Annotated in this window: 12 protein-coding genes; 4 read left to right on the forward strand and 8 right to left on the reverse strand. The window is 72.4% G+C overall.

What is annotated here, in order from left to right; all coding sequences use genetic code 11:
- Window positions 1-41: 41 nt before the first annotated feature.
- Window positions 42-1358, forward strand: coding sequence for an APC family permease (locus tag ACQEVU_RS04135; protein ID WP_433320742.1), 1317 nt, complete (start codon window positions 42-44; stop codon window positions 1356-1358).
- On the opposite strand, the gene ACQEVU_RS04140 is transcribed toward ACQEVU_RS04135, so the two are convergent.
- From ACQEVU_RS04140 to ACQEVU_RS04150, 3 genes are all read right to left on the reverse strand, one after another.
- Window positions 1247-1690, reverse strand: coding sequence for a DUF5709 domain-containing protein (locus tag ACQEVU_RS04140; protein ID WP_433320745.1), 444 nt, complete (start codon window positions 1688-1690; stop codon window positions 1247-1249). The genes ACQEVU_RS04135 and ACQEVU_RS04140 overlap by 112 nt on opposite strands.
- Before the next feature lie 73 nt (window positions 1691-1763).
- Window positions 1764-3122: a GH1 family beta-glucosidase gene (locus ACQEVU_RS04145; protein WP_433320748.1), complete on the reverse strand. Its 1359-nt coding sequence runs from the start codon at window positions 3120-3122 to the stop codon at window positions 1764-1766.
- A 56-nt stretch (window positions 3123-3178) separates the two neighbouring features.
- Complete coding sequence (locus ACQEVU_RS04150; RefSeq protein WP_433320751.1) at window positions 3179-4474, reverse strand: ABC transporter substrate-binding protein; 1296 nt, start codon at window positions 4472-4474, stop codon at window positions 3179-3181.
- 159 nt (window positions 4475-4633) lie between these two features.
- Here ACQEVU_RS04150 and ACQEVU_RS04155 point away from each other — a divergent pair, with 159 nt between their 5' ends.
- Window positions 4634-5833 (forward strand): ROK family transcriptional regulator, encoded by a 1200-nt coding sequence (locus tag ACQEVU_RS04155; RefSeq protein WP_433320754.1) that lies wholly within the window; start codon window positions 4634-4636, stop codon window positions 5831-5833.
- A 91-nt stretch (window positions 5834-5924) separates the two neighbouring features.
- Here ACQEVU_RS04155 and ACQEVU_RS04160 read toward each other — a convergent pair whose 3' ends face one another.
- Window positions 5925-6965 carry a LacI family DNA-binding transcriptional regulator gene (locus tag ACQEVU_RS04160; protein ID WP_433320757.1) on the reverse strand — a complete coding sequence of 347 codons (1041 nt, stop codon included), beginning with the start codon at window positions 6963-6965 and terminating at the stop codon, window positions 5925-5927.
- 219 nt (window positions 6966-7184) lie between these two features.
- On the opposite strand from ACQEVU_RS04160, the gene ACQEVU_RS04165 reads away from it, so the two are divergent.
- Complete coding sequence (locus tag ACQEVU_RS04165; protein WP_433320760.1) at window positions 7185-8069, forward strand: IS982 family transposase; 885 nt, start codon at window positions 7185-7187, stop codon at window positions 8067-8069.
- Between the two features lie 367 nt (window positions 8070-8436).
- On the opposite strand, the gene ACQEVU_RS04170 is transcribed toward ACQEVU_RS04165, so the two are convergent.
- Genes ACQEVU_RS04170 through ACQEVU_RS04180 form a run of 3 tightly spaced genes read right to left on the reverse strand, consistent with a single transcriptional unit; the run spans window position 8437 to window position 11354 of the window.
- Window positions 8437-9957 (reverse strand): MFS transporter, encoded by a 1521-nt coding sequence (locus ACQEVU_RS04170; RefSeq protein WP_433320763.1) that lies wholly within the window; start codon window positions 9955-9957, stop codon window positions 8437-8439.
- Between the two features lie 37 nt (window positions 9958-9994).
- A complete protein-coding gene (locus ACQEVU_RS04175) occupies window positions 9995-10738 on the reverse strand; it encodes an SRPBCC family protein (protein ID WP_433320766.1) in 744 nt (247 codons plus the stop codon).
- 1 nt (window position 10739) lies between these two features.
- On the reverse strand, window positions 10740-11354 hold the full coding sequence (locus tag ACQEVU_RS04180; RefSeq protein ID WP_433320769.1) for an ArsR/SmtB family transcription factor: 615 nt from the start codon (window positions 11352-11354) through the stop codon (window positions 10740-10742).
- A 590-nt stretch (window positions 11355-11944) separates the two neighbouring features.
- Here ACQEVU_RS04180 and ACQEVU_RS04185 point away from each other — a divergent pair.
- Window positions 11945-12595: a pentapeptide repeat-containing protein gene (locus tag ACQEVU_RS04185; RefSeq protein ID WP_433320772.1), complete on the forward strand. Its 651-nt coding sequence runs from the start codon at window positions 11945-11947 to the stop codon at window positions 12593-12595.
- Between the two features lie 56 nt (window positions 12596-12651).
- On the opposite strand, the gene ACQEVU_RS04190 is transcribed toward ACQEVU_RS04185, so the two are convergent.
- A complete protein-coding gene (locus tag ACQEVU_RS04190) occupies window positions 12652-13767 on the reverse strand; it encodes a geranylgeranyl reductase family protein (protein WP_433320775.1) in 1116 nt (371 codons plus the stop codon).
- Between the last annotated feature and the right edge of the window lie 51 nt (window positions 13768-13818).

Below are 13818 nucleotides of genomic sequence, written 5' to 3' on the forward strand. Positions count from 1 at the left end.
GGCTCTTCTTGCAGGCCAAGCCGGGCCTTAGCGTAAGGATCATGCTCACCGTCAAGCAGGGCGCCGCGCTCTCGATCGGCGCCGTGCTCGGCACCGGCGTGATCGCGCTGCCGGGGCTCGCCGCCCAGGTCGCCGGGCCGGCCGCGCTCGTCGCGTGGCTCGCGCTCATCGTGCTGTCGGCGCCGCTGGCCCTCACCTTCGCCGCGCTCGGCGCGCGCTACCCCGACGCGGGCGGCGTCGCCAGCTACGTCGGGCGGGCGTTCGGCCCGCGCGCCGCGGCGGTGGTCGGCTGGACGTTCTACTGCGCGGTGCCGGTCGGCGCGCTGCCGGCGGCGACGTTCGGCGGCGCCTACGTCGCGGCGGTGCTCGGCGGTGGGCACCGCACCGCGCTGCTCACCGCGGCGGCGCTGGTGGCGCTCGTGACGGCGGCCAACCTCGGGGGAGTGCGGATGTCCGGCCGGGTCCAGCTGGGCCTGGCCGCCGCGCTGGTGGTGCTGCTGCTCGCCGCGATCGTCACCGCGCTGCCGCACGCGCACGCGGCCAACCTGCGCCCGTTCGCGCCGCACGGCTGGCTCGCGATCGGCCCGGCCGTCGCGGTGCTGGTCTGGGGCTTCGCCGGCTGGGAGGCGCTCACCTCGCTGGCCGCGGACTACCGCGACCCGCGCCGCGACGTGCCCCGCGCCACCTGGATCGCGGTCGTCGTGGTCGGCCTGCTGTACCTCGCCGTCGCCGCCACCAGCCAGCTGGTGCTCCCGGTGCCGTCGGAGGCGCCGCTGGCCGACCTGCTCGCGATCGGCCTCGGCCCGGGCGCCCGCTCGCTGACCGCGGTCGTGGCGCTGCTGCTCACCGCCGGGGCGATGAACGCGTACTTCGCCGGCGCGGCCCGCCTCGGCGCGGCGCTCGGCCGCGACGGTGCCCTGCCGCCGTGGTTCGCCCGCGGCGCGGACGCCGGTCAGGTGCCCCGGCGCAGCCTGCTCGTCGTGGCCGGCCTGTCGTCGGCGACGCTCGCGCTGGCCGCGGCGACCGGCATCAGCGCGCGCCCGCTCATGCTGGCCACGTCGGGCTCGTTCGTCGTGGTGTACGTGCTGGGCACCGCGGCGGCGGTCCGGCTGCTGCCGGCCCGCTCACGGGCCCGCCGGACCGCCGCGTTCGCGCTGGTGAGCGTGGTCGGCCTGCTCGCGCTCACCGGCTGGTACGTGCTGTGGAGCGCGGTGGTCGCGGCGGCCGCCCTGCTGGTCGAGCGGCGCTACAGGTTGCGGTCGTCCACGATGTGCACGGCGGCCTCCTCGGCCGAGGCGGCGCCGCCGTCGATGCCGACGTCGGAGCCGATCTCGTCCTTCTCGTCGTCCTCGCCGTAACCCTCGTCGGGCGCGACGAGCCGCCCCGCCCGCCGGTCGCCGACCTCGTCGGAGTCGAAGAACTCGCCGGACTCGGTCGTCGAGCCGAAGTCGTCCAGGTCGGGCCGGCTCGACGGGTCCGGCTCCTCCTGCCGCAGCCGGTCGTCGAGCGACTCACCCTGCTCGGCCTCCGCCTGGGTGACACCGAAGGCGTTGAGGCCACGCGGCTTCTCCGGCGGCGAGTACCCCTCGTCGAGAGGGTCGTCGAGCCCGCGGTCGGACAGGGTGTCCTGCGCGGACAGCTGGCCCTCGTCGTTCGGGTCCGGGTCCCAGCTGTCGGTCTGCTGCGTCATGTCGGCATCCCCTCACAGGCGTTCAGAACGTGGCGCTGCCGTCCTCTATACCCCGGCAGCGCCCGTTCCGAGCCTAGATCACCGATTGGCGCGACCGCTTGTGTGCCGTGATGAGGTCGGCGTAGCGGTGGCCGGAGGCCTTGATCGTGCGCTGCTGCGTCTCGTAGTCCACCCGGACGAGTCCGAAGCGCTTGTCGTAGCCGTACGCCCACTCGAAGTTGTCCAGCAGCGACCACGCGAAGTAGCCGTCCACCGGCGCGCCGCGCAGGACGGCGTTGCGCACGGCGTCCAGGTGCTGCTCGAGGTAGTCGGTGCGCTCCTTGTCCTGGATGTCGCCGTTGGGCTCGACCGTGTCGTACCAGGCCGAGCCGTTCTCGGTGACCAGGATGCTGCGCGGGGCGTAGGTCTGCGCGACGGAGACCAGGACGTCCTCCAGGCCGCGGGCGTACACCTCCCAGGGCATGGCGGTCTCGACCGAGCCGGGGACCGGGATCTGCCGGGCGAACGGCGCCGGCCCGGTGGGGTCGTCCACGACGATCTGGCGGAAGTAGTAGTTGATGCCGAGGAACTCCGTTGGCGAGGCGATGAGCGCCAGGTCGCCCTCGCGCACCGGCGGCTCCACGCCGTAGCACTCGATCATGTCGGCGGGGTAGCCGCGGCCGAAGACCGGGTCGAGCCACCAGCGGTTGGTGTGGCCGTCGGCGCGCACCGCGGCGGCGACGTCCTCGGGCCGCTGCGAGCCGGGCTCGATGGGGCTCAGGTTGAACACGATGCCGACGTTGGGCGTGAGGCGGGCCGAGGCGCGCAGCGCCTGGTTGACCAGGCCGTGGCCGAGCAGCACGTGGTGCGAGGTGTGCACCGCGCGGGTGAGGTCGCGCTCGCCCGGGGCCATCCGGCCGTCGAGGTGGCCGATCCAGGACACGCACAGCGGCTCGTTGACGGTGTTCCAGTCCGCGACGCGGTCGCCCAGCCGGTCGGCCACCACGGTCGCGTAGTCGGCGAACGCCTCGGCCGTGGACCGGCTCGGCCAGCCGCCCGCGTCCTGCAGGGCCTGTGGGAGGTCCCAGTGGTACAGCGTGGCGAACGGGCGGATCCCCTCGGCGAGCAGCGCGTCGACGAGCCGGTCGTAGAAGTCGAGGCCGGCCCGGTTGACCTGGCCCACGCCGTCGGGCAGCACCCGCGGCCAGGCGATCGAGAAGCGGTACGCGTCCAGGTTGAGGCGGCGCATCAGCGCCACGTCCTCGGGCCAGCGGTGGTAGTGGTCGCAGGCCACGTCGCCGGTGTCGCCGTTGTCGACGGCGCCCGGCGTGTGCGAGAACGTGTCCCAGATCGACGGTTTCCGGCCGTCTTCGGCGGCGGCGCCCTCGATCTGGTACGCCGCGGTGGCGGCGCCCCAGATGAAGCCCGGGGGTAGTGCGGACAGATCCAGCACGGGAAGGATCTCCTCTTGAAGGGATTCGGCAGCTGCGTACCTGGGCGGGAGAGGACTCACATCTTCCCCTCCGCCGAGCTGAGCTTGGCCTTGATGCTGTCCGCGGTGACCGGCCGGCCGGCGGCCGCGTCGGCGAACAGCTCCGCCATCGCCGCGCCGACGAGCGTCTCGAACCGGCTTTCCGCCGGCACCTGGGGCAGCGGCGCGGCCGTGGAGTTGAGCACGTGGAACAGCACGTCCTGCTCGGGCGTGCGGAACGCGGCGTCGCTGTACGCGGAGCGCACCGACGGCAGCGAGCCGTACACCTTGTTGAGGATGATCTGCTCCTTGTCGCTCGTCATGAACTCCACGAAGTCCAGGGCGCCGTCAAGGTTGCGGGTGTGCTTGTACACGGCCATGTTGATGCCGGCGACCATGCTGTCGACCCGCACGCCGCCGCCCCGGATGGGGTCGGCCAGGAACGGCACCGGGGCGACGCCGTAGTCGTCGGGCCGCATGCCGAGCTGCTGCAGCGACGTGCCGGCCGCCTGCCACAGCAGCATCGCCGCCTTGCCCTTGGCGAAGTCGGCCCGCGACTCGTTCTTGGCGTAGGCGGCGTCGGCCGGGTTGACGACGTGGTCGTCGGACATCAGCCCGATGTAGCGCTTGATCGCGGCCACGTTGGCGTCGGTGTCGAAGGTCGGGTCGCCCTTCGCGTCGAACCATTGGCCGCGGTACTGCTGGCTGAAGGTGAATGCGTGATGCGCGTTCTCCGCCGGGTTCGCGCCCTCGACCGCGAGCCCCCACTGGCCCTTGGCCGGCTTCGTGAGGCGCTTGGCGTCCGCCACCAGCTCGTCCCACGTCGTCGGCGGGCTCGCGATGCCCGCGTCGGCGAACATGCGCTTGTTGTAGTACAGGGCGTACGACAGCGAGTACAGCGGCACGGCCGAGCGCGGCGTCCCGGGCGCGCCGGCGGCGTCCAGCGCCGACGTGACGAACCGGTCCCGGCCGCCGACCTTGTCGAGCATGTGCCCGTCGAACGCGACGAACGCGCCGGTGGCCTGCAGCGAGGCCGACCACGTGTTGCCGATGTTGACCACGTCCGGGCCTTTGCCGTCCTTGGCCGCCGCCATGAGCCGGTCGAGCAGGTCCGACCACGGCACGACCTCGAGCTTGACGTGGATGCCGGTCACCTGCTCGAACTTGTCGAGCTCGGGCTGCAGCGTCTTCTGGTCGAACTCGAGGCTCTCGCCCTGGTTGCTGGCCCAGTAGGTGAGCGTCTTGGCGTCCTGCGCCGAGTCGCCGCACGCCACGAGCGACCCGGTCAGCAGGATGCCGGCCGCGATCGTCGCGATGGCATGGCGAATCGACACCAGTTCGGCCCTTCTGGCGGGGGTGTCGACCGGCGTGCTGACGCGCGCTCGACAGGCTGGGGGTTGGCGGACTTCCCTTTTCTATCGAGACTTAATTAATGTCGTCATTAAAGTGGCGCGTACCTCATGCGTCAAGGGTCGGGCCACTACAGTGACGCGATGCGGGTGGAGCGGGCGACGAACCGTGGGATCCGGTTGCGCAACCGCTCCGCGCTGCTCACCCGGCTGTTCCTCGACGGCCCGCTGACCCGCCAGGACCTGTCCCGCAGCACGGGGCTGAGCCAGCCCGCGGTGAGCAACGTCGTGAGCGACCTCATCGACGACGGCCTCGTGTCGGAGGCCGGCGCGATGGAGTCCGAGGGCGGCCGGCCGAGCATCCTGCTGCGGGTCGCGCCCGGCTACGGCGTGGTCGCGGGCGTCGACGTCGGCGAGACCCGGGTCCGGGTGGAGCTGTTCGACCTCGGCCTGAGCCGGCTCGCCTGCGTCGACCACTCGATCGACCCGGCCGGCGCGCAGCCCGGGACCGTGGTCCGGCACATCCACGCGGGCCTGCGCTCGGTCACCGCCGGGCTCGAGCCGGCCGCGGTGCTGGGCGTGGGCGTCGGCGTCTCCGGGATCGTGCAGCAGGGCCCCGACGGCGCCGTGGTGCACGCGCAGACGCTGGGCTGGGATGCAGTACCGCTGGAAACGCTCCTGAGGCGGGGCACCGAGCTGCCGCTGCACATCGACAACGGCGCGAAGACCCTCGGCCAGGCCGAGATGTGGTTCGGCGCCGGGCGGGGCAGCCGGCACGCCGTGTTCGCGCTCGTCGGGTCCGGGGTCGGCGCCGCCGTCGTGACGAACGGGTCCACCTACCGCGGGGCGTCCAGCAGCGCGGGGGAGTGGGGCCACACCACGCTGGTGTACGGCGGCCGCTCCTGCCGCTGCGGCGCGCGGGGCTGCCTGGAGGCGTACGTCGGCGCGGAGGCGGTGCTGGAGCGCTACCGCGAGGCGTGCGGCGGCCCGGCGCCCGGCGACGACGAGGAGTCGCAGATCGGCGCGCTGCTGGCGGCGGCCGCCCGCGAGCCGGTGGCCCGCGCGGTGCTCGACGAGACGGCCGACTACCTCGGCGCCGGCGTGGCCAACCTCATCAACCTGTTCAACCCGGAGCTGGTGGTGCTCGGCGGCTGGACCGCGGTGGCGCTGGCCGCCCTGCTGCCCCGGGTCCGCGAGTCGGCCCGCCGCCATGCGCTGCGCCAGCCCTTCGGCCAGGCCCGCATCGAGCTCGGCCGCCTGGGCGACGACGCGGTCGCCCTGGGCGCCGCGACCCTGCCGATCGCCCGCCTGCTCACCGAGGGCGGCGTGCGCCCGATCGGTTGATCGTCGTCCCGGTGAGCAGCAGCGTGCGGCGCAGGGTGCTGCCGGGCGCGACGGCGTTGGGGAGCCGGACGCGATCGCCCTGCCACCCCGGTCACGTGCCCGGCATCGGCCGCCGGGACGTGGTGGCGCGCGCGACGAGCTCGGGGGCGAAGGTCAGCTCCTCGTGGCGGTGCGTCGGGATGAGCTCGGCCAGCAGCAGGTCGGCGGCGGCGCGGCCCAGGTCGCGGATCGGGCGGCGGACCGTCGTCAGGGCCGGCCGCACGTGCGCCGCGAACGGCACGTCGTCGTAGCCGACCACCGACACGTCCGCGGGCACGCGCACGCCGCGGCGCTCCAGGGCGCGGACCACCGCGACGGCGGTGATGTCGTTGAGGCAGACCACGGCGCTCGCCTCAAGAGCCAGCAGAGCGACAACCGCCTCCTCGGTACCGCGGAACAGATCCCCCGGCGCCATCCGCACCTCGATCGGCGGGGCGGCGCCGTGCTCGGCCATCGCCCGGCGCAGACCCTCGAGCCGCTCGCGGACCGGCGGCACGTCCCAGGTCCCGGAGACGAACGCGATGCGCAGGTGGCCCAGGGCGAGCAGGTGCTCGCCGGCCAGCCGGCCGCCGGTGACGTGATCGACCGTGACGGCGCAGAGGTCGAGGGCGCCGCGGGGGGCGTCGAGCAGTACCACCGGAGTGCCCCGGCGGGCGATGGCCTGCAGCTCGTCGAGGTTCTCGCCGGTCGGCGTCACGATGATGCCCCGCGGCGACTGCTCCTCCAGCAGGCGCAGGACGCGGCGCTCCTTGTCCGGCTCCAGGTCGGTACTGCAGGCCAGCACCAGGCAGCCGGCCTCGTCCAGGCGGTCCTCGATGCCGCGGTTGAGCTCGGCGTAGAACGGGTTGGCCTGGTCGAGCGTGACGGACCCGACGAGCCGGCTCGGCAGGCCGCGCAGCTGGCGGGCGGGCCCGCTGCGCACGAACCCGACGGCCGCCATGGCCTCCTCGACCCGCCGGCGGGTGGCGTCGGCGACCACCGCCGGGTTGTTCAGCACGTTGGCGACGGTGCTGATGGAGACGCCGGCGGCCCTTGCTACGTCACGCATTCCGCTGCGCCGGACGGCGGACCTGTGCTGCGCGGCATCGACCACAGCGCGCACGATACAACCACGGGTAAAAGGGGCGCTAAATGCTGAAATGTCGGATAAGTCAGGCGCGTCAGCGCCGGACTTATCCGACCTCAGGTGGAGCTTGCCAGCTAGATGAGTGATGCCTTGAAGATTCGGGCGTGTGTCGCTGCTGGGTAGATGTGGGGAGGGTGTCCAAGATCGGCGTTGCTGACCCAGCCGCCGAACTCTTGGAGCCCGTCGTTGGACGCTGATCTGGACACCCTCGTGACCGCACTGTACGTGGAGATCGACGACCTCATCGAGCGGCCCCGGGGCCGAGGCCGCAGGCCGTTGCTGTCCCACGCCGAGCTGCTGTGCCTGGCGGTGATGCAGGTGCTGCTGCGGTACCCGTCCGAGCGGCACTGGCTGCGCTACGCCAACAAGCATCTGCGCGGCATGTTCCCCTACCTGCCCGACCAGGACGGCTACAACAAACGGATGCGCAAAGCCGGACCGCTGCTGGCCACGGTGATGCGGCATCTGGCCACCCGCACGCCGTCCTGGTTCGACCAGCTCCGCCTGATCGACTCCACCCCGCTGCCCTGCGGCGCCTCCCGGGAGACCGTCAAACGTTCTGACCTGGCCGGCGACGCCGGCTACGGCTACTGCGCCTCCCACTCCCGCTACTTCTGGGGGTTCCGCCTGTACCTGGTCTGCACCCCGGAGGGCATGCCGGTCATCTGGGGCCTGGCCAACCCCAAACTCGGCGAACGCGAGGTCATGGCCGCCCTGCTGGAAGCCGACCATCACCTCGTCCACGCCGGGCAGGTCCTGCTCGGCGACAAAGGCTTCGCCGGCGCGGACTTCGAACGGTTCATTACCGGGCAGCTCGGGGCGCACTTCGTGCGCCCCGACCGCCGCGGCGAACCGGCCCGCTTCGGCAAACTCGCCCGGGTCCGCCAATGGGTCGAGGCCGTCTTCGACACCCTCAAAGGCCAACTCGACCTGGAATCCCACGGCGGCCGCACCCTGGCCGGCGTCTTCGTCCGCGTCGCGCAGCGACTCCTCGCCCTGACCGCCGCGATCTGGCACAACTGGACCATCGGCGCCCCCAGCAAGCGGTCCCTCATCGCCTACGACCATTGAGCCTTCAAGGCATCAATCATCTAGTCGGGCGCTTCGCGCCGCGCTTGCCTGGTAAAGGCGGGCGGTTCACGCCGCGCTTGCCGGCGATAAGTCGGGCGGTTCGCGCTGCGCTTGCCGGCTAGTTAGGCGCTTCGCGCCGCGCTTGCCGGCGATAACGCGCTTGCCAGCTAGTTGGGCGCTTCGCGCCGCGCTTGCCAGCTAGTTGGGTGCTTCGCGCCGCGCTTGCCGGCGATAACGCGCTTGCCGGCGATAAGTCGGGCGGTTCGCGCTGCGCTTGCCGGCTAGTTGGGCGCTTCGCGCCGCGCTTGCCAGCGATAACGCGCTTGCCAGCGATAAGTCGGGCGCTTCGCGCCGCGACTTATCGGATTTATCGCCCGACGGGGTTTAAGTCCGAAACCGTCGAGTTCGGGGCGGCCTCCGCCGGGTCGGGCGCTGCCGGCCTCGTGCGCAGCGTCAGGGCGGCCGTCACCGCCAGGCCGAAGAAGATCAGCGCGCCGACCACGCCCACCGCGTTGAGGCCCGTGGTGAACGCCGCCCGGGCCGCGTCCAGCAGGCCGGGGACGCCCGAGGCGAGCTGCACGGCCGCCGTCAGGCTGCCGCGCGCCGCCGCCGGGGCGCCGGGTGGGAGGTCGAGCACCGTGCGGTACACCAGCGTGCCGAGGCTGCCGAGCGTCGCGATGCCGACCGCGATCCCGAACTCGCCACTCGTCTCCGAGATCGAGGCGGCCGAGCCGGCCTTCTCCGGCGGGGCCGAGGCCATCATGAGGTTCATCGTCAGGGCCATCGGGAACGAGATCCCGGCCGACGCCAGCACCAGCCCCACGACCAGCAGCGCGGTGCCGTGCGGGTCGACCTGCGTGACCACGGTCAGGCCGAGGCCGGAGACGGCCAGACCGAGCGCGGTCACCGTGCTCGCCGGCAGCCGCCGGGCCAGGGCCGGCGCGACCATCGAGCCGGCGACCATTGCGATGTTCTGCGGTATCAGCAGCACGCCGGTGGCCAGCGGCGCGAGGCCGGCGACGTTCTGCAGGTAGAGGCTGGCCAGCAGCGACAGGCCGGCCATGACCACGCCGCCGAGGAGCATGATGCCCAGCGCCGTGCTGAACACCCGGCTGGCGAACAGGCGCAGGTCGAGCAGCGGGTCGGGGAGGGTGCGCTGGCGGCGTACGAAGACGGCGCCGAAGACGACACCGGCGGCGATGGCGGCCAGCGGTACCGCATGCAGCCCATCACGGGCGAGCGCCTTCAGCCCGTAGATGACCGGCAGGATCGCGGCCAGCGACAGCGCCACGCTCGGCAGGTCGATGCGGTGCTCGGGGCGCTCCGGCTTGTACTCCGGCAGCAGCCTCGGGCCGGCGAGCAGCAGCAGGACCATGAACGGCACGCCGAGCAGGAACGCCGAGCCCCACCAGAAGTGCTCGAGCAGCAGGCCGCCGACGAGCGGGCCGAGCGTCATGCCGCCCATGAAGCAGCTGAACCAGGCGCCGATGGCCAGCCCCATCTGCTTCGGGTCGGGGAACATGTTGCGGATCAGGGCCATCGTCGACGGCATGAGGGTGGCGCCCGCGACGCCTAGCGCGGCGCGGGCCGCGATGAGCATGGCGGGGCTGGTGGCGTACGCGGCGGCGACGGACGCGACGCCGAACGCCGCGGCGCCCACCAGCAGCAGCCGCCGCCGGCCGATCCGGTCGCCGAGCGCCCCCATCGTGACGAGGAACCCGGCGAGCATGAACGAGTAGATGTCGAGGATCCACAGCTGCTCGGTCGCGCCGGCGTGCAGGTCGGCGCTGAGCTTGGGCAGGGCCAGGTACAGCACGCTCACGTCGAGCGAGAGCAGCAGGGTCGGCAGGGCGAGCACGGCCAGGCCGACCCAGGGGTTGCGGCGCATGACGATCATCCCTCTCGGGTCTCGGGTCTCGGCCGGCTCACGCGAAGACCTCGGCGAGCCAGGCGCCCCACGCCCGCTCCTGCTCGGCCTTGTCGACGTCGGCGAAGATGTGGTGGCCGGTCAGGATCACGCCGCCCCGGCCCACGAAGCGCAGCAGCGCGTCGTCGGTGCGCACGCCGAGGAAGCTCGGCTCCAGCACGGTGTCGACCACGCCGCCCACCTCCCGGCCGCCGATCGTCAGGCGCACCGTGTCGCCCTCGGCCACGTCCTTGGACAGGCCCAGCGCGCCGGTGACCGCCGCCCAGACCGCGTCCTGGTCGCTCTGCTGCGGCCCGAACGCGGTGACCGGCACGGCGGTGCGCCCGGCGAAGTGCTCGAGGTACTGCGCCAGGGTGCGCAGGTACAGCGGGTTGCCCTTCTTCAGCGCGTCGTACTCGGCCTCCCAGTCGCCGGCCAGGATGCCGCTGTGCACCATCCGCAGCGCGGTCGACCCGCCGTCGCGGCCCTCGATGAGGTACTCGAACGCCATGAACGAGCCGTCCTCCGCCTCGGGGCTGCGGTAGGCGAACCGCTGGTTCGGCTCGTACGCGGTCACGGTGCCGCCGGCGACGAACCCCGGCATCTCCATGGTGGTCGCCCCGCCGACCCGGCCTTCGATCTCGTTGCGCCCCATGAACCACGCATCCATGCCCGGCCCGGTGGCGATGGCCGTCCACACCTGCTCGGGCGTCGCGGCGATGTCGAGGTCGTGGACCAGCTGGAACTCGTGCGTGTCAGACATTTCAAGATCCCTTCGATTCGGTACCGCCGGATTCGGCGTTCCTGATGCTCGGATGAATGGCGACGATGACCCGGTGGTCACGCCCGCCGGGCGCGTGCTCGTCGTGGTACCGGCTGACCAGCGCGCCCACGGCGGCGGTGAGCTCCTGCGCGAACGCCGCGCGGTCGGCCGCCGAGGCGAACCGCACCGTCCCGTCGAGCGCGAACGTGGCCACGGGCTTGCCGGCCTTGGCCGCCCCCGTGATCAGCTGCCCGGTCTCCTTGACCAGCCGCGCCGCCAGGGCGAGCAGCCACCGCGCGGAGAGCCGGTCCGGCGAGCGCGCCGGATCGGGCTGCACGGCGGCCAGCGCCGTGGGCGAGATCACGAACGATGCGGCGGCGGCCCGCAGCACCCGCTCGGTCACGTTCCCCTTGCGCCGCTCCTCGACCAGCTCGACGAGCCCGTGCGACTCAAGCGTCTTGAGGTGGTAGTTCACCTTCTGCCGCGGCAGTCCCACGATCGCCGCGAGGCTCGTGGCGGAGTGCGGCTCAGCCAGCAGGGCGAGCAACCGCGCCCGAACCGGATCGAGCGCGACCTCGGCCGCCCCCGCCTCCTCGATGACTCCCACTTCGAACATGCCCAAACGCTACCCACCGACAACTTCGACTGTCAAGACAAAAAAAGTTGTCGGTGAGCCCGTGCGCCTACCGAACGCTCCGGAGGGCGGCTCGGAAGTGGCTCTACCAGCGAGGACGGCGGTACGCGGCTCTATCGGCGCGGACGGCGGGCTGCGGCTCGACCAGCGAGGATGGCTCGGCCGGGTCGACGGGAACGGACGTCTCCGTCCCCTACCGACCGACGCTCGGAACGGTCTGTTCCGTTCCCTTTAGCGGCCGGCTCCAGTGCCGGCGCGGAACGGACCGCTCCGTGTCCGGCCGCGGATCGCATCGGAACGGATCGGCCGGTCCACCCGCGTCGGCGCGTGCGGGAGTCTGCGCGAGGTGGACCAGGCAGCTGCGGCCGCTCAGCCGGCGGCCGCGGCGACGACGGCCTTGACGCCGTTGCGGATGCTCTCCGGCGTCGCGGTGTCGATCGCGGTGATCGGCTTGGTTCCGACGTCGCCGCCGACCGCGAGCTACCGGACGTGCCGTTCTCGGACGACCGCTTCAGCCTCTGATGGTCGACGGAGTCTCCGGGTCCGCCGTGCGCGACCATAGGATGAGCGGCATGGGTGTGGTGCAGTCGTTGGGGGAGCTTCCGTACGCCGCCTACCTGCAGAAGTTCGAGGACGACAGGCTCGAGCACGACGGCAACTACACCGAAGTGCACCTCGATCAGGTTGAGCTCGACGGCGGTGAAGCCACCAGCGCCAAGTTCATCGAGTCCGCCCTCACCCAGGTGACGCTGGCCGAGGTGGGGCTGGAGCGGGCACGGTTCAGCGACGTCTGGCTCAGTCGCAACCGATGGGTGGGTGTCAGGCTGATCGAGGCCGAGTGGCTCGATGTGTCCATGTTGGACAGTTCGCTGGCGGGCGTGCAGGCCTACGGCTCGCGGATGCGGCGGGTGACCTTTCAGCGCTGCAAGATTGACACGCTGAACCTGCGGGGCGCCACGCTCGTCGACGTGAGCTTCGAGGACTGTGAGATCAACGAGCTCGACTGCGCCGGCGCCGCGCTGACCAACGTCACGTTTCCCGGGACCGCCGTTCGCAACGCGCGCATGTCGCAGGTCAAGTGCAAGAAGGTGGACTTCCGTGGGGCGCGCGAGCTCGACGTCGCTGACGGGGCCGACTCGCTCAGAGGGGCGATCGTGGACGAGCGGCAGCTCATCGAGCTCGGGCCGGCGCTGGCTGCGGCCCTCGGGATCATCGTGAAGTAGACGTCAGCGCCGCGACGACTGGCGCTTGCCGCCCAGGAACAGTGCAGCGCATGCGGTCAGCCGAGCAGGCGCAGCGCCGCCCGTACCGGGAGCCGCTCGACCGAGTGCTCGAACGACGTCTCGCCGCGGCAGAAGCGCTCGAACATGCGCCAGCCGGGCGGGGTGCGCAGCATGTGGTGGAACAGGGCGGGGCGGCGGCTGAACGTGGCCAGCAGGCGGCGGCCGGCGCGCATCGACGGGGCCAGCGACGAGGCGACCTCGCGCTCGTATCGCGGCAGGTCGCCGTCCGCGGCCGCGGCGCCGGCCAGGGCGCCCGAGCGGACGGCGTAGCTGATGCCCTCGCGCGTCCACGGCTCCAGCAGGCCGGCGGCGTCGCCGGCGACGATGACGCTGTCGCGGCGCAGGGGCGAGGTGTCGGTACGGCACCTCGTGAGATGCCCCGAGTCGTGCAGCGGCTCGATGCCCGTCAGGCCGAGGCGGTCGACGAAGGCGCGCAGATAGGCCTTCGTGCGTGCGCCCTCGCCCCGTGCGGCGATGACGCCGACGGTGAGCACGTCGCCCTTCGGGAACACCCACGCGTACGAGCCCGGGAGTGGGCCCCAGTCGATCAGCAGGCGGCCGCGCCACCGTGAAGCCAGGGCGGCGTCGATCGGGAGCTCGACCTCCAGGCCCAGGTCGACCTGGTCGTACTCGACGCCCACGTGGCGGGACGTGATACCGGACGAGCCGTCGGCGCCGATCACCGACCGGGCGGCGACGGATGAGCCGTCGGACACGCCGATGCGCACGCCGGACGGGGTCTGCTCCAAGGCGCGCGCGGCGGTCGACTGGCGGACCGTGGCGCCCGCCTTCTCGGCCGCCAGGCGCAGGGCGTCGTCGAAGGCGGGGCGGCGGACCATGGTGATCAGCGGGGCGCGGCGCGCGGTGCGGGTGAAGCGGGACCGCCCGTCGAGGGTGAACTCGGCGCGCTCGACGCGGTCGTCGGCCGGGACCGTGATCCGGTCCGCAACCGCGCCCAGCGTGAAGCCGATCAAGCCACCACCGCAGGTTTTGTACCGCGGGTGCACGGCCTTCTCCAGGACCAGCGTCCTCGCCCCCCGGCGCGCCGACTCGTACGCGGCCGAGAGCCCGGCCGGGCCGCCGCCGATGATCGCCACGTCCCACTCAGTCACGCGGTAGACCTTAATAGGAGGGTGAGATTGGCCTCGTGTGACCAACACATC

Source organism: Dactylosporangium sp. CA-139066 (genome assembly GCF_050936175.1).
Classification (GTDB): domain Bacteria; phylum Actinomycetota; class Actinomycetes; order Mycobacteriales; family Micromonosporaceae; genus Dactylosporangium.